The sequence below is a fragment of the Roseomonas rosulenta genome (genome assembly GCF_016106005.1).
Classification (GTDB): Bacteria; Pseudomonadota; Alphaproteobacteria; order Acetobacterales; family Acetobacteraceae; genus Neoroseomonas; species Neoroseomonas rosulenta.
In genome coordinates this window covers 1-15198 of sequence record NZ_JACADR010000029.1, presented here as the reverse complement: position 1 = coordinate 15198, position 15198 = coordinate 1, and the positions used below count along the sequence as shown (strand labels likewise).

The following is a 15198-nucleotide window of genomic DNA, read 5'->3' as shown; positions in this document are numbered from 1 at the left end:
CGTCGGAAGGAAACGCATGACGCAGGCCGAGAGCGTCGAGACGCCATACTCCTGGACCATCGCCATCACCGCCGTGACAATGCTCGCCTTGGCCGCGGGCGCGCCGCTGACGGTGGTGATCGGCCTTGTGCCGATCAGCGAGACGCTGGGCGGCGGGCGGTCCCTGCCCTCGCTTGCGACCTCGCTCGCGTATCTCGGCACCGGCCTGGGCGGGGTGATGTGCGGGCTGCTGGCCGCGCGCTTCGGGCAGCGCGCGGTGGCCGCGCTTGGCGGCGGCGCGATCCTGGCAGGGCTGGGGCTGGCGTCGCTCGGCCAGGGCTGGTCGCTGCTGGCGGGGCTCGGCCTCGGCGTCGGGCTGTTCGGCAATGGCGCGCTGTTCGCGCCGATGGTGGCCTATGTCTCGCTGTGGTTCGACAGGCGGCGCGGCACCGCGCTCGCGCTGGTCTCGTCGGGGCAATACGTCGCCGGCTTCGTCTGGCCCTTCGTGTTCGAACGCGCCATCGCGGCCTTCGGCTGGCAGGCGACGATGCTGGCCTACGGTGCCTTCGCCGCAGGCATCGTGGTGACTCTGGCGCTGCTCGTGCTGCGCCCGGCGCCGATGCCGGTGGGAAGTGCCGCGATGCGGGTCGTGCCGGGGCAGCGCGTGCTGGGCATGGCGCCGAACATGGCGCTGGCGCTGCTCGCCGTCTGTTCCTTCCTGTGCTGCGTGCCGATGGCGATGCCGGCGGCGCATCTGGTGGCGTTCTGCGGGGATCTCGGCATCGCGACATCGCGCGGTGCGGCGATGCTGTCGGTGCTGCTGCTGAGTGCCTTCGTCGCACGGCAGTTCTGGGGCTGGCTGTCGGACCGGATCGGCGGCTTGTGGACGGTGTTCGCCGGATCATCCGCGCAGGTCGCGGGCATGCTGGGCTTCCTCGCCACCCAGGACGAGGCCGGGCTGTTCTTCGTCGCCGCCGCCTATGGCCTTGGCTTCGGCGGCATCATCCCGGCCTATGTACTGGCGGTGCGGGAATTGTTCCCGGCCGTCGAGGCCTCCTGGCGGGTGCCGGCGCTGCTGTTCCTCAGCCTGTCCGGCATGGCCTTCGGCGCCTGGCTGGCGGGCGCGATCTACGACGCGGTGGGTTTCTACGCGGCGGCCTGGTGGGCGGGCATCACCTTCAATATCGTGCAGTTGGCGCTGGTGGGGTTCCTGATCCAGCGCCAGCGCGCGGTCAGTCGGCCCTGATGTTGGCTTCCTGCACGATGCGTGCCCAGCGCGGCAATTCGGACGCAACCAGCGCGGTATAGTCGGCCGGCGTCATGCGGTTCGGCGTGGTGCCGAAATCGGCCAGGCGCTGCGCCATGGCCGGCGTGGCAAGGGCAGCGACCAGCGCGGCATTGATGCGCGCGGCGACGGCCGGATCCATGCCGGCGGGGCCGGAGAGGCCGAACCAGTTGTTCGCCTCGAGCGTCGGGTAGCCGAGCTCCTTGAAGGTCGGCACGTCAGGCCAGCGCGCGGCGCGCTCGGCGCTGGTGATGGCGAGCAGGCGCAGGCGGTCATTGCGGCCGATATCGGCGACGGCGGCGATCACGCCCTCGGTCTGGCCACCGATCACGTCGGTCACCGCCGGGGCTGCGCCGCGATAGGGCACGTGGGTGAGCTCGACGCCGGCGGCGCGGGCCAGCATCTCGGTCTTCGCATGGCCAGTGGTGCCGTTGCCGGAGGAGCCAACACGCACCGCACCGGGTGATGCCCGCGCCGCATCGATGAACTGCGCCAGCGTGGCGAAGCGCCCGGTGGCCGAGACACCCAGGGCGCTCGGCACGGCGGCGATCAGGCCGATATGCGTGAAGTCGCGCAGCGGGTCATACGGCATGGCGCGGATCACCGCGGCGCCGACGCCATGCGAGGCGATGTTGGAGATCACCAGCACCCCGGCATCCACCGGCGCCTTCGCCACGACATCGGAGCCGATCATGCCGCCCGCGCCGGGTCGGTTCTCCACCACCACGGTCTGGCCGAGGCGCTGTTCCAACTCGGGCTGCACCAGGCGCCCGAGCAGGTCCACCGTGCCCCCCGGCGGGAAGGGCACGATGAGCCGCAGCGTGCGGGCCTGCGCGAAGGCGGGAAGCGCGGGTGCGGCAAGCGTTGCGGCGAGGAGGGAACGGCGGCGCATCTCAGGCGGTCTCCTTGGCGAAGGCGGGAAGGTCGATGGCGGGCTTGCGCCGCGCTGCGAGCATCGCGACGGCGTCCTTCATGCGCGCCACCGCCTCGGCGACCGCGGCCGCGCCCTCGATGACGCAGCCGTAGCAGGGGCAGAGGCGATCGACGCGGCGCGCGGCGAAGATGGCATCGAGGTCCGCCAGGATCGGCGCGGGGTCGATGCCGACCAGCCAATCGAACTTGGCCGAGAGCATGCGCGCGATGTCCGCGGCGGCGATGGGCGCTTCATCGGGCGCGCGCACCAGCGGCGCATCGGGCGTGGCGCGCGTCAGGAAGCCGAAGGATTCGCTGCTGAACAGGGTGCGCGTGGTGTGCTCGTAGAACCAGTTGGTGGCGAGCAGGCGCAGCTGCACGCGCAGCGGCTCGATCCGCAGGCGGCCGACCTCCACCACCTGGCCGACCTCGATGCGGAGGGCACGCACCGGGGCCATGGATTCGATGCGCGCCTCGGCCTCGTCGTTCTCGAGCACGTCGGTCATCTCGACCGGATTGAGCACGCCGACATACGGGACTTCCGCGATGCCGAAGCGCCGCACCAGCGCGCCGATATTCGCCATGCAGTCCTGTTCGCGCCGCGTGTTCATCATGCGGCGCCGGGTGGTACCCGCGATGGTCTGCGCGAGCGCGGCCTCGATCTCGGGCCAATGCAGCGGCAGGCCGGTGTCGATCACCATCCATTCGGCGCCATCGCGCAGCGCATACGCGCTGACCGGCAGGTAGCCCAACAGACCGGGGGGAATCCAGGAGACGGCATACGCATCGGCGCGCAGCCAGCCGGTCGCGGCGAACAGCGTGCCCGGGATGATCGCGTGCAGGCTCATGCCGCCTGCGCCAGGCCAGCCTTGAACAGCGGCATCAGCTCGAAGGGCTGGTCCACCACCGCGCCATGCGCGCTGCACAGCAGGCGCGGCTGCAGGCGCGCCAGCAGCGCATCCATCACCGCGAAGGACTCCGTGCTGTCGGTGAAGCGCGGCCAGTGCAGCGCCTTGGAATTGAAGTCCTGCATCAGCGGCACGTTTGGCGGCGCGATCTCGCTGGTGAAGTGGTCGGACTGGCCCGGCGTATGCGGGTGGAAGCAGGCGCAGGCATCCGAGAGGAACAGGATGCGGTCCTTCGGGTCCCAGCCCCAGAGGCTGTCGGGCAGGTCGCGCCAGATCGCCGGCAGGAAGGTGAAGTCGCGGTCGCCGAGGTCGAGCACGTCGCCCGGCGCCACCTGCCGGAAGCGATGCGCGAGATGCGGCAGATACAGGTGCCAGTCCCGCATGTCGCCGACCGCCACCGCGTCGGGCCATTTGCGCAGCCAGCGTTCCAGCAGCCCGGCATGGGGCAGTTCGCCATGCGTCGGGAAGACGAAGTCGAGCGGACGGTCGCCAAGGAAGGCGGTGATGTCGCGCTCCACCTGCTCGGCATGCATCGGGTGGCCGGTGTCGATCAGCACCGAGGCGCGCGACCCCTTCAGCAGGAAGCAGGAATAATGCGCGAGGAAGCCCGGGACCGAGGCGGCGATGCAGCCCCCGGTCCAGAGGCAATCGGGCGTGATCAGGCGCGGCAGCGCGCCGCTGCGGGTCCAGTCGGTGGTCATGGCCGGCATGCTGCCATGCCGGCGCCCGGCCTAGTAGTAGGTCAGGTCGCGCGCCTTGCCGCCGAAGATGCGCCAGGCCAGCACCGTGTAGCCGAGGATGACGGGCAGGACGAAGATCGCGCCCGCGAGGATGAGCGAGAGGCTCTCCGGCGCGCTGGCCGCCTGCCAGATGGTCAGGCGTTCCGGTACGACATAGGGGAAGAAGGACCAGGCGAGACCGGCGAAGAACAGCGCGAAGAGCGCGACCGCGCCCCAGAAGGGCAGCCGGCGCAGTGCATCGCCCGGCAGCGGCATGTGCTTCAGCAGGCTGGCGATGCCGAGCAGCAGCGCTGCGGTCACGATCGGCAGCGGCGCGAGCAGGAAGACCTCGGGGAAGGAGAACCAGCGGTCGAAGATGCGCGCGCTGACCAGCGGCGTGACGACGGAGACGAGCAGGATGCCGAGGCCGAGCGGCCAGATCGCGAGGCGCGCCCAGCCAATGGCCACGCGCTGCAGCGCGCCCTCGGTGCGCCAGATCAGCCAGGCACTGCCGATGAAGGCGTAGGCGATGGCGAGCCCGACCGCGGCCATGGCGGCGAAGGCCTGAGCCGCCCAGCCCTCGGCGAAACCCAGCACATAGTGCCCGAGCATCCAGCCCTGCGAGAGCGCCGACACCAGCGAGCCCGCCACGAAGGCATGGTCCCAGCGCCGCTTTGTCCTGAGGTCATGCGCCTTGGCGCGGAACTCGAAGGCGACGCCGCGCAGCGTGAGGCCGACCAGCATGACGGCGACCGGCAAATAGAGCGCGGTCAGGATCATGCCATGCGCGGACGGGAAGGCCACCAGCAGCAGGCCCACGCCCAGCACCAGCCAGGTCTCGTTGGCGTCCCAGAAGGGGCCGATCGCTGCGATCATGCGGTCGCGATCGGCTTCGTCAGCCACGCGCGGCAGTAGGATCCCCACGCCGAGGTCGAAGCCGTCGAGCACGACATAGAACAGGATCGACAGCGCCATCAGTCCGGCGAAGATCACCGGCAGCCAGTCGGGCGGCAGGAAGGGGGTCATGCCGCCGCCACCTTCAGGTCGGGCTCGGGCGCGCCGGCCATGCGGCCGCGCGCGGCGAGGCGGTAGATGGTGCCGACATAGGCGGTCAGCAGCATCGCGTAGATGGTCAGGTACATCGCCAGCGTGGTGCCGATGCTGGCCGCCGGCACCGGCCCCGCCGCCTGCGCGGTGGTGAGCACGCCGGTCACCAGCCAGGGCTGGCGGCCGATCTCGGTCACGTACCAGCCGGCCAGCGTCGCGATCCAGCCGGAGAAGGTCATCGCGACAAGCCCCCAGAGCACGAGCCGCGGCAGTTCGCGGCGACGCCACAGCAGGAAGGCGCCGAACAAGCCGAAGGCGATCATCAGCATCCCGGTGCCGACCATGACGCGGAAGGCGAAGAAGACCGGCGCGACCGGCGGATGCGCGCCGCGGAACTGGTTCAGCCCCGGCACCTCGCCCGCCGCGCTGTGGCGCAGGATCAGGCTGGCGCCGGAGGGGACGCCGATCTCGAAGCGGTTCTCGCGCGCTGTCTCGTCCGGGATGGCAAACAGCACCAGCGGCACGTGGCCGCGCGTTTCCCAGTTGCCCTCCATGGCGGCGACCTTGGCCGGCTGGTGCTCGAGCGTGTTGAGCCCGTGCATGTCGCCCAGCAGCAGCTGCGTCGGCGCCCCCACCGCGGCCATCACCACGCCGGTGCGCAGCACCGCCATGACGGCGGGCGCGCGGTCGCCCCGCAGCCAGCGCCAGGCGCTGATGCCCGCCATCAGGAAGGCGACCGTCAGCGCGCTCGCCATCAGCATGTGCGACAGGCGATAGGGCATGGAGGGGTTGAAGACGATGGCGAACCAGTCGGTCGCGTGCGCCACGCCCTCGCGCAGCTCGAAGCCCTGGGGCGTGTGCATCCAGGAATTCAGCACCAGGATCCAGAAGGCGCTCATGGTGGTGCCGAAGGCGACCAGCACGGTGGCACCGGTATGCACCCAGCCCGGCACGCGCTTCCAGCCGAACAGCATGATGCCGAGGAAGGTCGCCTCCAGGAAGAACGCCGTCAGCACCTCGTAGGCCAGCAGCGGGCCGGCGATGTTGCCCACGCGCTCCATGAAGCCCGGCCAGTTCGTGCCGAACTGGAAGGACATGGTGATGCCCGACACGACGCCCATGGCGAAGGACAGCGCGAAGACCTTCACCCAGAAGCGGTAGGCATCCATCCACTTGTCGTCGCCGGTGGTGTTGAAGCGCAGCTTGAAGAACAGCAGCACCCAGCCGAGCGCGATGGTGATGGTGGGAAACAGGATGTGGAAGGAGATGTTCGCCGCGAACTGGATGCGGGCGAGGATCAGTGCGTCCATGGATCAGGCCTCCTTCCGGCCACGGACAAGGCCCACCACCTTGTCCTTCGCATCGAGCAACTTGGTGACGCGCGCGCCAAGCGCGAGCAGCGCCGTCATGCGTTCGGTCTCGAGGCGCTTCACGTCGTCGTACCAGGTGGTGAGGCGTTCGATCAGCCCGTGCATCTCGGCCATGCGGGCCTGGGCGTGCTGTTCCTCGGCGCTGCCGGGCTTGAGCATCAGCAATTCGCGCAGCACGGAAAGGGTGGGATCGACCTCGCGCTTCTTGCGTTCCTCGGCGAGCGTGCGGAGGATCTGCCAGACGTCGTCGGGCGTGGTGAAGTGGTCGCGCCGGTCGTCCGGGATGTGGCGCGGCAACACCAGGTTCCAGGCCTGCAGCTCCCGCAGCCCCATCGACACGTTTGACCGCGACACGCCCAGCGCCTCGACGATGTCGTCGGCATTGAGCGGCCGCGGCGAGACGTAAAGCAGCGCGTAGATCTGCCCCACGGTGCGGTTGATCCCCCAGCGCGAGCCCATCTCGCCGAAATGCAGCACGAAGGACTGGACGAGCGGAGGAAGGTTCATGGTGTGACCGGGTGTCTGGTGTGAGTGTGATTTCAGAATTTTCTGAAATCTATGTCCGGCTTTGATCCAGATCAACCCCGCCAGTCGATGCGCTTCCTGCTCGCCCTTGCGTCCCCCGCCAGGGCCGCCATCCTGGCCGCACCCACGCCGAGGAGCACCGAATGATCCGCCGCCGCGCCCTGCCGAGCCTTGCCGCCGGCCTCGCCACCGCCGGCCTCGCCACGCCAGCGCTGTCCCAGGGCACCTGGCCCAGCCGCCCCATCCGTATGGTGGTGCCCTACCCGCCCGGCGGCGCCTCGGACATCGCCGGGCGGCTCCAGGCGGAGGTGCTGCAGGCCGCACTCGGCGTGCCCTGCGTGGTGGACAACCGCTCCGGCGCGGGCGGCACGGTGGGGACGCTGCATGTCGCGCAGTCGGCCCCCGATGGCTACACGGTGATGATGGCCTCGCCGTCGTCGCATCTCGGCGCGCCGCTGCTGTTCCGCAATGCGGGCTACGACGGCGTGGACGACTTCACCGCGATCGCGACCTTCGCGACCGGCACCGCCGTGGTCTGCGTGCATCCCGGCGTGCCGGCCCGCAACATCCAGGAACTTGTGGCCTATGCGAAGGCCAATCCGGGCCGGCTGAACTACGGCTCGGCCGGGGCGGGCGGGGCGAACCACATGCTCGGCGTGCTGTTCATGCTGCGCACCGGCACGGAGTTGACCCACGTGCCCTATCGCGGCGCAGCACCTGCGCTGGCGGACCTGATCGCCGGCAACATCCAGGTGGTCTTCGACAGCTACTCGGGCGTGATCGGGGCGATCCGCGCCGGGCAGATCCGCGCGCTCGGCATCACCAACCCGACGCGCTGGCCTCTCGCGCCGGAGATGCCGACGGTGCAGGAACAGGGCGTGCCGGATTACGACCTGCCGTCGTTCTCCGCGGTGATGGGTCCGAAGGGTATCCCCGAGCCGATCGTTCGGCGGATGAACGAGGCGATCAACGTCGGCCTGCGTGACGCCGGCCTGGTGCGGCGGCTCGAGGCCAACGGCAACGTACCCTTCCCGAGCACCCCGGCGGAATTCGATGCCCTGATGCGGGCGCAGCGCGGGACGTGGCGGGAGCTGGTCCGCGTCTCGGGCGTGCAGCCGGAGGGCTGACGCCGTTCAGCCCAGCCCCGTGCCCCGCAGGTTGCGGCGCACGCGGCGGCGGGCGGGGCGGACGGCCGCGGCGAGAACCACCGCCGGATGGGCCCCGCGCGCCGCGGCGAAGCCCGCGGCGATCGCGCCATCGAGGCAGGCTCGCTGCTTTTCGGTGACCATGCGGGCCAGGGCGGGGCCGGCGGCGTGCGGCTCCGCCCACAGCGCCAGGCTGCGGCGGAGCATCACGGTCTGCGCTTCCGCGAGGAAGCGCCAGGTGTCGAAGAGGGTCAAAGCGCCGCGAGGACCGCCTCGGCCTTCGACACCTCGAAGGCGCCGGGGGCCTCGACCGCGACATGCGTGACCTTGCCGTCCTTCGCGACCAGGGCGAAGCGCTGCGCGCGCACGCCGAGGCCGCGCGCCGTCAGGTCGAACTCGAGTCCCATCGCCTTGGTGAAGGCGGCCGAGCCGTCGGCGATCATCACCACCTGGTCCGTGATCCCCTGGTCCTTGGCCCAGGCGCCCATGACGAAGGCGTCGTTCACCGCCATGCAAGCGATCGCGTCCACGCCCTTGGCCTTCAGCGCATCGGCGTGCTGCACGAAGCCGGGCAGGTGCTTGGCCGAGCAGGTGGGCGTGAAGGCGCCGGGCACGCCGAACAGCGCGACGGTGCGGCCCTTGAAGAACTCGGCGGTGTCGAGTTCCTTCGGACCCTCGGCGGTGGCCTGCATCACCTTCACGGCCGGAATGGCGTCGCCAACCTTGATCGGCATGTCGTTCTCCTCGATGGGAGGGCTCATGTAGCGCGCGCAGGGCGGGCTGTCATCGGGCGGCGCCGCTTGCGGGCGAGCGGGGGCTGCTCCAAGTGAAGGCGATGGCCAAGACCACTCGCTCCGTACCGGAGCCCACCGAAGGCTACCTCGCCGGCCACCTGCTCATTGCCATGCCCGGCATGCAGGACCCGCGCTTTGACCACAGCGTGGTGTGCCTCTGCGCGCATTCCTCCGAGGGCGCGATGGGTCTGATGGTGAACCGTCCGCTCGCGGGAATGGTGTTCGACGACCTGCTTCAGCAACTGAAAGTTGAACCCCTCCCGCCGCAGCGGCGCATCCGCATGGTCTCGGGCGGGCCGGCCGAAACCGGGCGCGGCTTCGTGCTGCACACCGACGACTGGACCACCGAGGGCAGCCTGACCTTCGCCCCCGGCCTCACGCTGACCGCCAGCACCGACATCCTGGCCGCGATCGCCGGCGGCGGCGGGCCGCGCGACGGCGTTCTGGCGCTGGGCTATGCCGGCTGGGGCCCAGGGCAGCTCGAGGACGAGATCCAGCGCAACGCCTGGCTGAACGTCCCGGCCGAGGAAGCGCTGGTGTTCCGCGACGACCTGACCCGCAGCTGGGACGCCGCGCTGGCGCGGCTGCGCATCGACCCCGCGCTGCTGTCCGGCACCGCGGGCCGCGCCTGAGGACCGCGCCATGCGCATGACCGCCATCCCCTTCGACACCACCGACTGGTCGGCGGTGGAACCGACGCGTCACGCCGGCGAGGCGGGCGAGGCGCTGTGGCGCACGCGCCATGTCGGCCCGCCCGACAACCCGATCCGCGTGCGCATGGTGGAGTATTCGCCGGGCTACGTCTCCGACCACTGGTACGAGAAGGGCCACGTCCTGCTGGTGCTTGACGGCGAGCTCGAGACCACGCTGGCGGATGGGCGCGTCTTCACGCTGAAGCCGGGCATGTCCTACCAGGTGGCGGATGGGGCGGAGGCGCATCGTTCGCGCACCACCACCGGGGCGAAGCTGTTCATCGTGGACTGACCGGTTCAGCCCGGAAGGCGGGCGAGTTCGGCCTCCATCTGCCGATGGATAACCGCCAGCTCCTCCGGGAAGTTGCTCAGGCGCGCCGATACCGGCGCGGGTGCCGCTTCGGCGGCAAGGGCCGTTCCACCCTGCGTCGCGTCGATGCGCCGCCGGGTCTCGGCGATGACCTCCGAGAGATGGCGGAAGTAGTCCTCCTGCAACGCGCCGATGCGCCGGTTTGCTTCGCCCCAGGTGATTTCGCGGCGCATCAGCGTAAGCACCAGGCGGTCCCCCCGCAGCCCGACGTCGACGGCGGTCTCGGCCAGTTCCGGCGCGATGCGGGCGATGCTGTCGATCATCGGTCCGCGACAGACGGCAAGGTCGGCATGGACCGCGACCATGACGCGCAACGCCGCCCGGTCCACGAGGCCGGTATCGGCCATCTGCGCCGGGGTCGGCGCTGGCGGCGGTACCGAGGGCTCGATGGCGAGGCGCCAGTACAGGGCCTGGTAGTCGGGCCTTGCGCGCAGCGGCGCGAGGCACGCATCCGACGCCGCCATGGCGCGGTTGATCTCACGCTGCACCCGTATGGCTTCCTGCTGCCCCGAGGTCAGGCAGCCCGCGAGCATGAACGCGGCGAAGACTGCAGAACGACGACCTGGCATGCCGATTCATTCCCATCAGCCTGACCGGCTATCTATGGACGGGAATTCGGCGTGGCGTCGTTGCACCGGATCAAGCGGATCCGGCGTCGTCCTGCGGCAGTGTGGCCGCGAGCCGCTTCGGCGCGGTCATGCGCCAGGACCGGCGCACAAGGGCGGCCACCTCGTCCCAGTCGACCGAGGCATCCAGCACCACGCCGATCCAGCCCTTGTGACCGACATAGGGCGGGATGAAGAAGCGCTCCGGTGCCGCCTCCACCAGCATGCCCTGGATGCCGGGCGGCGCCTTGCACCACAGCGCCGCCTCCGTGGCGTCGGTGGTGGACCACATGCAGAAGATGCGCCCGCGGATGCGCCAGGTGGCGATGCCCCAGGTCTCGCGTTCCTCGGCCTCGGGCAGGGCGAGGCAGATGCGGCGCAGCCGGGCGATCGCCCGCCGGTTCACCAGCGCAGCGAGCGCAGCGCCGCGATCGGCCGCACGCCTTCCGCCTTCGCCACGGCCGCGAGATAGGCCGCGTCGGGGTCCGCACCATGCGCATCGGCCGCGAGGCCGGTCAGCGCCCAGAGCGAATCGAGCCCCGCCGCCTGCGCGCCGGCCAGGTCGGTATGCGGGCTGTCGCCGATCGCGAGCACATGCGCGCGCTGCGGGTTGCCCATGAGGTCCAGCACGGGGTCATAGACCTCAGGATCGGGCTTGCCGATCTCGCGCACCGCGCCGCCAAGCTCGAGGTAGATGTCCGCCAGCGCGCCGGCGCAGATCACCTTCTGCCCCGCCACCATCACCGCGCGGTCGGGATTCACGCAGACCATCGGCAGGCCAAGGGCGGCGCAGGCCGCGAGCATGGCGCGATACGGGTCGGGGCTCTGCGGCCCGCGCTGGTCGTCCGGGCCGGTGTTGAGCAGGAAGTCGGCATCCTTCGGCGCGGCCACGATCTCCGCCACGCCGTCCTCGACCACCGAGAGGTCGCGCTCCGGCCCGATATGCACGCAGCGCGTGCCGAGCCCGGCGAAGAACGGGTCGCGCCGGTGCTTCAGGTGCGACCAGGAGACCTCGCCCGAGGAGACGATGCCGTCATACAGCGCGCGGTCGAGGCCCATGCGATCGAGCATGGCGGCCACGGCGTGCGCGCGGCGCGGCGCGTTGGTGAGGAACACCACCGCCTTGCCGCGGGCCTTGAGCGCGGCCAGCGCCTCCGGCACGCCCGGGTAGGGCTTGCGCCCGTCATGCACCACGCCCCAGAGGTCGAGCACGTAGCCGTCGTAGCGATCGGCGATGTCGGCGATGCCGTCGAGAATCTCCATCACGTATCCTTGCCGACGGCGTCGGCCACAGAAGTGAATCCATCGCGCTTCAGCAGCGCGGCCAGGCCGTCCGCGAGGCGGCGCGGCAGCACCGGCCCGGCATAGGCGAAGCCGGTATAGACCTGCACCAGCGAGGCCCCGGCGCGGATCTTCGCATAGGCCTGCTCGGGTGTTGCGATGCCGCCGACGCCGACCAGCACCAGCCGCCCGCGCGCGATGGCGTGGACCTTGCGCAGCACCTCGGTGGAAGGGTCGAACAGCGGCGCGCCCGACAGCCCGCCGGCTTCCTTCGCATGCGCCGAGCGCAGCGCCGGCCGCGCGATGGTGGTGTTGGAGACGATCAGCCCCGCGACCCCGCGCGTCAGGCACGCCTGTACGATCGGGCCCAGCGCGTCATCCGCCAGGTCGGGCGCGATCTTGACCAGCAGCGGCGGCGTGCGCGGCAGCGTGGCGCGCATCGCGGCGATGGCCTCGAGGATGGCGGCGAGCCGTTCCTCCCCCTGCAGGTCGCGCAGCCCCGGCGTGTTCGGCGAGGAGACATTGACCGTCACGTAGTCCGCATGCGGCGCCACGGCGGCATAGAGCGCGGGGTAGTCGCGCTCGGGATCGGCACCTTCCTTGTTGATGCCGATATTGGCGCCGAACACCGCGGGCAGCGGGCGCGCAAGTGCCGCGATGCGCGCGACGTAGCCATCCAGCCCGCCATTGTTGAAGCCCATGCGGTTGATGACGGCCGCGTCCTCCGTGAGGCGGAAGAGGCGCGGGCGTGGATTGCCGGGCTGCGGGCGGGGCGTGACGGTGCCGGCCTCGACGAAGCCGAAACCAAGGCGCATGAGCGGGGCCACCGCCACCGCATCCTTATCGAACCCGGCGGCGAGGCCGATCGGGTTGCGGAAGCGCAGGCCCAACACATGGCTTTCCAGCATGGGGTCGTCAGCCCCCGAATCGCGCCCGGCCAGCCCTGCGGCCAGCGCCTTCAGGGCGAGCCCGTGCGCGGTCTCGGCATCGAGGCCGCGCATCAGCGGCATGAGGGCGGAAGCGATGGCGGGGGTCATGGCGCGCCCTTGTGCCTCGGTCCGCGCCGTCACGGAAGCCCGGTTGACGCGCCGCCCGCGGCCCGGCCAGAAGCGGCCCCTCACACGGCGAAAGACAAGACGTGCGCGGACCCGTCTTCCTGGTCTCGGCAATGGCGCTGTTCGGGGTGCTGGACGCGAACTCCAAGCTGCTGTCAGGCACCTACCCGGCCGAGCAGGTGGTGGCGATCCGCTACGCCGTGCTGCTGGCGGTGCTGTTTGCCGCCCGGACGGCGATGCGCGGGCTGGGAGGGTCGCTCGCCACCGCGCATCCCTGGCTGCACCTGGTGCGCGCGATGTTCATGGTGGGCTCGGGGATGGGCTTCTTCCTCGCGCTGCGCAGCATCCCGCTGGCCGAGGGCTACCTGGTCTACTTCACCGCGCCCTTCCTGACGCTGGGTCTGGCGGCGCTGGTCCTGCGCGAACAGACCGGCCCCGCGGTCTGGGGCTGGTCGGCGCTGGGCTTCGCGGGGGTGGCGCTGGCGATGTGGCCGGGGCTGCGCGCGGACGGGCCCTGGGATGCTTACCTTTGGGCGCTGTTCGCCACCGCCTGCTACGCCGCGGTGATGACGATCAACCGCATGCTGCGGCACGAGACCGGCAGCGCGGTGCTGATCCTGTGGTCCTCGCTGCCGGGACTGCTCGTGCTCGGTCCCTTCGCGGCGATGTCCTGGGTGCCGCCGGATGCCTTCGACCTGATGGCGTTGTCGCTGAACGGGCTGCTGGCGGGTGCTGCGACGCTGTGCCTCGCCATCGCCTTCCGGCATGATTCGGCGGCGCGGCTCGCGCCGCTCGAATTCAGCGCGCTGGTCTTCGCGGTGGGCTTCGACCTGCTGATCTGGAGCGTCTGGCCAACCGCCTGGACGATGGGCGGCGCGGTGGTGGTGGTCTTCGCGCTGGTGATGAGCCAGCGTGCCGCCGCGCCGCGTCAGGGGATCCCGGCCGGGAACACGTGACGCCCCTCGGCATCGAGGGCCAGGGGCACGGCGCGCGTCACGGCGGCGATCGGCAGCGCGGCGTACAAATGCGGGAATAGCCCCGGGCGCGAACTGCCCGAGGCCGGCTCCCAGCGCAGCGCAACGCCCAGGGCGGCGGCATCGGCTTCCACCATCACCAGGTCCGGCACGCCGGCGCGGTGCTTGGCGGCGGTGGCGCGCAGCTGCGCCGCGGTCGAGAAGTGCAGGAAGCCGTCGCGCGCATCATCCGCGCTGCCGGCATAGGCGCCGGCGGCTTCCGCGGCGCGCCACTCGGCGGCGCGCACCAGGGTGTAGACGAAGGTTTCCATGGGCGCCGTGTAGCGCGCCCGCGCGCTCAGGTCAGGTCCTCGGCGCGGTAGAAGCACAGCCTGCCTATCTCGGCCGCCGCGGGACGGCCCAGTGCCCAGCCCGGCAGCGCGAGTGCGTCGTGGAAATGCGTCGCCCCGCCGGTCGGGTCGGGCAGCGCGCCGGCCAGGGCGCGCGCGGCGATGCGCCGGCAGATCGCCAGCGCCGCATCGCCGACGGGGATGTCGCGCAGCCGCGCGTGGCGCGGATGGTTGCGGTTCCAGCAGGGAAACTGGAAGGGCGCGCGGCACACACCCACCACCCCGTTCCCCCAATGCGGCACGCCCACGCGCTCGCGGTTCATCACCAGCGCGGCCAGCGCCTCGATGGCGCGCACGGGCCGTTCCGCGGCCTCGCCCCAAAGCGTCAGGGCGAGGGTCTCGGCGGCCGCCTCGCGCGGGCCGACATGCATCGCCGCGCTCATTCCCGGTCCTCCATGCGCCGCGCGGCCTGCGCGACGGCGATGCCGGCACGCGTCACGCCGTCGATCTTCTCCTCGATGCGGACCAGGTGGTCGGCGATGCGCCGGTCGAGGTCGCGGATCAGCGACAGCGGCACATAGGTGCGCGCCACTTCGATCTTGAACTGCGCGAGGTCCTCCCGCGTGCGGCTCAGCGCATCCGAATCGCGCTGGTCGCCACGCTCGATCCGGTCGTTCACATCCTTGCGCAGCCCGTGGATCATCCAGAACAGCGCGGCGACGATGGGCGCCTCGATGGCCGTGATCCACCAGGTGGGTTCGATCTGAATCGGCATTTTCTGCCCTGCCTTCTCTGCTGGAACCTTGAAGGGGAAGCGCGCGCGGCCCACCCTCAGGCCCTTGCCCGGAGTGACCGCGCCGCGATGTGGAACGAGCCGTATCTCGAGACCTGCTGCCGTTCGGCCCTGCACCGGCTGACGCTGGTCGGCCCGCATGGCCGCCCGCCGGGGCTGAAGGACGGCCCCTGCCTGAGCCGGCTGACCTCGATGGGCCTGGCGCAGCCGCGCGCGGATGGCCGCTTCGAGATCACCGCCGCCGGGCGCGAACGCCACGCCGGCGAGATCCTGAAGCGCCGGGCCGCCTGAGTTCAGCCGCCGCGCCAGGACGGGCGCGGGGCGGGCGGCGCGCCGCGCGCCAGGCGCACCGGTTCGGCGAGCAGGCAGCCCGCCACCGCATCCAGCGCATCGTCGCGCGCGCCGGCCGCACCCG

Annotated in this window: 21 protein-coding genes; 6 read left to right on the top strand and 15 right to left on the bottom strand. The window is 71.1% G+C overall.

The features are described from left to right. Positions 1-16: 16 nt before the first annotated feature. Entirely contained in the window at positions 17-1225 is a 1209-nt protein-coding gene (locus HW578_RS06310; protein WP_198369698.1) for an MFS transporter, read from the top strand. Here HW578_RS06310 and HW578_RS06305 read toward each other — a convergent pair. From HW578_RS06305 to HW578_RS06280, 6 genes are read right to left on the bottom strand one after another with little or no spacing between them, the layout of a single operon-like run. Next, positions 1212-2156 (bottom strand): Bug family tripartite tricarboxylate transporter substrate binding protein, encoded by a 945-nt coding sequence (locus tag HW578_RS06305; RefSeq protein WP_198369697.1) that lies wholly within the window; start codon positions 2154-2156, stop codon positions 1212-1214. The genes HW578_RS06310 and HW578_RS06305 overlap by 14 nt on opposite strands. 1 nt (position 2157) lies before the next feature. Then, positions 2158-3024, bottom strand: coding sequence for a hypothetical protein (locus tag HW578_RS06300; RefSeq protein WP_198369696.1), 867 nt, complete (start codon positions 3022-3024; stop codon positions 2158-2160). Next, the gene (locus tag HW578_RS06295; protein WP_198369695.1) at positions 3021-3785 is read right to left on the bottom strand and encodes an oxygen-binding di-iron domain-containing protein; all 765 of its coding nucleotides are present in this window, start codon (positions 3783-3785) and stop codon (positions 3021-3023) included. Before HW578_RS06295 ends, HW578_RS06300 begins: the two co-directional genes overlap by 4 nt. A gap of 30 nt (positions 3786-3815) precedes the next feature. Continuing rightward, complete coding sequence (locus HW578_RS06290; protein WP_198369694.1) at positions 3816-4829, bottom strand: cytochrome d ubiquinol oxidase subunit II; 1014 nt, start codon at positions 4827-4829, stop codon at positions 3816-3818. After that, positions 4826-6160: a cytochrome ubiquinol oxidase subunit I gene (locus HW578_RS06285; protein ID WP_198369693.1), complete on the bottom strand. Its 1335-nt coding sequence runs from the start codon at positions 6158-6160 to the stop codon at positions 4826-4828. The genes HW578_RS06290 and HW578_RS06285 overlap by 4 nt, the downstream gene beginning before the upstream one ends. 3 nt (positions 6161-6163) lie before the next feature. Continuing rightward, the gene (locus tag HW578_RS06280; RefSeq protein ID WP_198369692.1) at positions 6164-6727 is read right to left on the bottom strand and encodes a GbsR/MarR family transcriptional regulator; all 564 of its coding nucleotides are present in this window, start codon (positions 6725-6727) and stop codon (positions 6164-6166) included. 161 nt (positions 6728-6888) lie between these two features. On the opposite strand from HW578_RS06280, the gene HW578_RS06275 reads away from it, so the two are divergent. After that, positions 6889-7872, top strand: a complete 984-nt coding sequence (locus HW578_RS06275; protein WP_198369691.1) for a Bug family tripartite tricarboxylate transporter substrate binding protein — start codon at positions 6889-6891, stop codon at positions 7870-7872. 6 nt (positions 7873-7878) lie between these two features. Here HW578_RS06275 and HW578_RS06270 read toward each other — a convergent pair whose 3' ends face one another. Together HW578_RS06270 and HW578_RS06265 are read right to left on the bottom strand one after the other, a co-directional pair. Next, positions 7879-8145 (bottom strand): hypothetical protein, encoded by a 267-nt coding sequence (locus HW578_RS06270; protein ID WP_198369690.1) that lies wholly within the window; start codon positions 8143-8145, stop codon positions 7879-7881. Continuing rightward, a complete protein-coding gene (locus HW578_RS06265) occupies positions 8142-8624 on the bottom strand; it encodes a peroxiredoxin (protein WP_198369689.1) in 483 nt (160 codons plus the stop codon). Before HW578_RS06265 ends, HW578_RS06270 begins: the two co-directional genes overlap by 4 nt. 101 nt (positions 8625-8725) lie before the next feature. Between HW578_RS06265 and HW578_RS06260 the strand changes: the two genes are divergently transcribed. Together HW578_RS06260 and HW578_RS06255 are read left to right on the top strand one after the other, a co-directional pair. After that, positions 8726-9316 (top strand): YqgE/AlgH family protein, encoded by a 591-nt coding sequence (locus HW578_RS06260; RefSeq protein WP_198369688.1) that lies wholly within the window; start codon positions 8726-8728, stop codon positions 9314-9316. A 10-nt stretch (positions 9317-9326) separates the two neighbouring features. After that, positions 9327-9668 carry a DHCW motif cupin fold protein gene (locus HW578_RS06255; protein ID WP_198369687.1) on the top strand — a complete coding sequence of 114 codons (342 nt, stop codon included), beginning with the start codon at positions 9327-9329 and terminating at the stop codon, positions 9666-9668. Between the two features lie 5 nt (positions 9669-9673). Here HW578_RS06255 and HW578_RS06250 read toward each other — a convergent pair whose 3' ends face one another. From HW578_RS06250 to HW578_RS06235, 4 genes are all read right to left on the bottom strand, one after another. Further along, complete coding sequence (locus HW578_RS06250) at positions 9674-10315, bottom strand: hypothetical protein (protein WP_198369686.1); 642 nt, start codon at positions 10313-10315, stop codon at positions 9674-9676. Between the two features lie 70 nt (positions 10316-10385). Continuing rightward, the gene (locus HW578_RS06245; RefSeq protein ID WP_198369685.1) at positions 10386-10757 is read right to left on the bottom strand and encodes an MmcQ/YjbR family DNA-binding protein; all 372 of its coding nucleotides are present in this window, start codon (positions 10755-10757) and stop codon (positions 10386-10388) included. After that, the gene (locus HW578_RS06240; RefSeq protein ID WP_198369684.1) at positions 10754-11614 is read right to left on the bottom strand and encodes a TIGR01459 family HAD-type hydrolase; all 861 of its coding nucleotides are present in this window, start codon (positions 11612-11614) and stop codon (positions 10754-10756) included. The genes HW578_RS06245 and HW578_RS06240 overlap by 4 nt, the downstream gene beginning before the upstream one ends. Further along, on the bottom strand, positions 11614-12669 hold the full coding sequence (locus tag HW578_RS06235; RefSeq protein WP_198369683.1) for a quinone-dependent dihydroorotate dehydrogenase: 1056 nt from the start codon (positions 12667-12669) through the stop codon (positions 11614-11616). The genes HW578_RS06240 and HW578_RS06235 overlap by 1 nt, the downstream gene beginning before the upstream one ends. 101 nt (positions 12670-12770) lie before the next feature. On the opposite strand from HW578_RS06235, the gene HW578_RS06230 reads away from it, so the two are divergent. After that, complete coding sequence (locus HW578_RS06230; protein ID WP_369407833.1) at positions 12771-13643, top strand: DMT family transporter; 873 nt, start codon at positions 12771-12773, stop codon at positions 13641-13643. Here the strand turns inward: HW578_RS06230 and HW578_RS06225 are convergent. From HW578_RS06225 to HW578_RS06215, 3 genes are read right to left on the bottom strand one after another with little or no spacing between them, the layout of a single operon-like run. Further along, the gene (locus HW578_RS06225; protein WP_198369682.1) at positions 13616-13972 is read right to left on the bottom strand and encodes a DUF952 domain-containing protein; all 357 of its coding nucleotides are present in this window, start codon (positions 13970-13972) and stop codon (positions 13616-13618) included. The genes HW578_RS06230 and HW578_RS06225 overlap by 28 nt on opposite strands. A 26-nt stretch (positions 13973-13998) precedes the next feature. Next, positions 13999-14433 (bottom strand): cell wall hydrolase, encoded by a 435-nt coding sequence (locus tag HW578_RS06220; protein WP_198369681.1) that lies wholly within the window; start codon positions 14431-14433, stop codon positions 13999-14001. Next, the gene (locus tag HW578_RS06215; RefSeq protein ID WP_198369680.1) at positions 14430-14765 is read right to left on the bottom strand and encodes a hypothetical protein; all 336 of its coding nucleotides are present in this window, start codon (positions 14763-14765) and stop codon (positions 14430-14432) included. The genes HW578_RS06220 and HW578_RS06215 overlap by 4 nt, the downstream gene beginning before the upstream one ends. 87 nt (positions 14766-14852) lie before the next feature. Between HW578_RS06215 and HW578_RS06210 the strand changes: the two genes are divergently transcribed. Beyond that, positions 14853-15074 (top strand): hypothetical protein, encoded by a 222-nt coding sequence (locus tag HW578_RS06210; protein WP_198369679.1) that lies wholly within the window; start codon positions 14853-14855, stop codon positions 15072-15074. Positions 15075-15198: the final 124 nt, after the last annotated feature.

Coding starts and splice junctions, on each gene's coding strand:
- HW578_RS06310 (WP_198369698.1), top strand. CDS start 17: ATGACGCAGGCCGAGAGCGTCGAGACGCCATACTCCTGGACCATCGCC.
- HW578_RS06305 (WP_198369697.1), bottom strand. CDS start 2,156: ATGCGCCGCCGTTCCCTCCTCGCCGCAACGCTTGCCGCACCCGCGCTT.
- HW578_RS06300 (WP_198369696.1), bottom strand. CDS start 3,024: ATGAGCCTGCACGCGATCATCCCGGGCACGCTGTTCGCCGCGACCGGC.
- HW578_RS06295 (WP_198369695.1), bottom strand. CDS start 3,785: ATGACCACCGACTGGACCCGCAGCGGCGCGCTGCCGCGCCTGATCACG.
- HW578_RS06290 (WP_198369694.1), bottom strand. CDS start 4,829: ATGACCCCCTTCCTGCCGCCCGACTGGCTGCCGGTGATCTTCGCCGGA.
- HW578_RS06285 (WP_198369693.1), bottom strand. CDS start 6,160: ATGGACGCACTGATCCTCGCCCGCATCCAGTTCGCGGCGAACATCTCC.
- HW578_RS06280 (WP_198369692.1), bottom strand. CDS start 6,727: ATGAACCTTCCTCCGCTCGTCCAGTCCTTCGTGCTGCATTTCGGCGAG.
- HW578_RS06275 (WP_198369691.1), top strand. CDS start 6,889: ATGATCCGCCGCCGCGCCCTGCCGAGCCTTGCCGCCGGCCTCGCCACC.
- HW578_RS06265 (WP_198369689.1), bottom strand. CDS start 8,624: ATGCCGATCAAGGTTGGCGACGCCATTCCGGCCGTGAAGGTGATGCAG.
- HW578_RS06260 (WP_198369688.1), top strand. CDS start 8,726: ATGGCCAAGACCACTCGCTCCGTACCGGAGCCCACCGAAGGCTACCTC.
- HW578_RS06255 (WP_198369687.1), top strand. CDS start 9,327: ATGCGCATGACCGCCATCCCCTTCGACACCACCGACTGGTCGGCGGTG.
- HW578_RS06250 (WP_198369686.1), bottom strand. CDS start 10,315: ATGCCAGGTCGTCGTTCTGCAGTCTTCGCCGCGTTCATGCTCGCGGGC.
- HW578_RS06240 (WP_198369684.1), bottom strand. CDS start 11,614: ATGGAGATTCTCGACGGCATCGCCGACATCGCCGATCGCTACGACGGC.
- HW578_RS06235 (WP_198369683.1), bottom strand. CDS start 12,669: ATGACCCCCGCCATCGCTTCCGCCCTCATGCCGCTGATGCGCGGCCTC.
- HW578_RS06225 (WP_198369682.1), bottom strand. CDS start 13,972: ATGGAAACCTTCGTCTACACCCTGGTGCGCGCCGCCGAGTGGCGCGCC.
- HW578_RS06220 (WP_198369681.1), bottom strand. CDS start 14,433: ATGAGCGCGGCGATGCATGTCGGCCCGCGCGAGGCGGCCGCCGAGACC.
- HW578_RS06215 (WP_198369680.1), bottom strand. CDS start 14,765: ATGCCGATTCAGATCGAACCCACCTGGTGGATCACGGCCATCGAGGCG.
- HW578_RS06210 (WP_198369679.1), top strand. CDS start 14,853: ATGTGGAACGAGCCGTATCTCGAGACCTGCTGCCGTTCGGCCCTGCAC.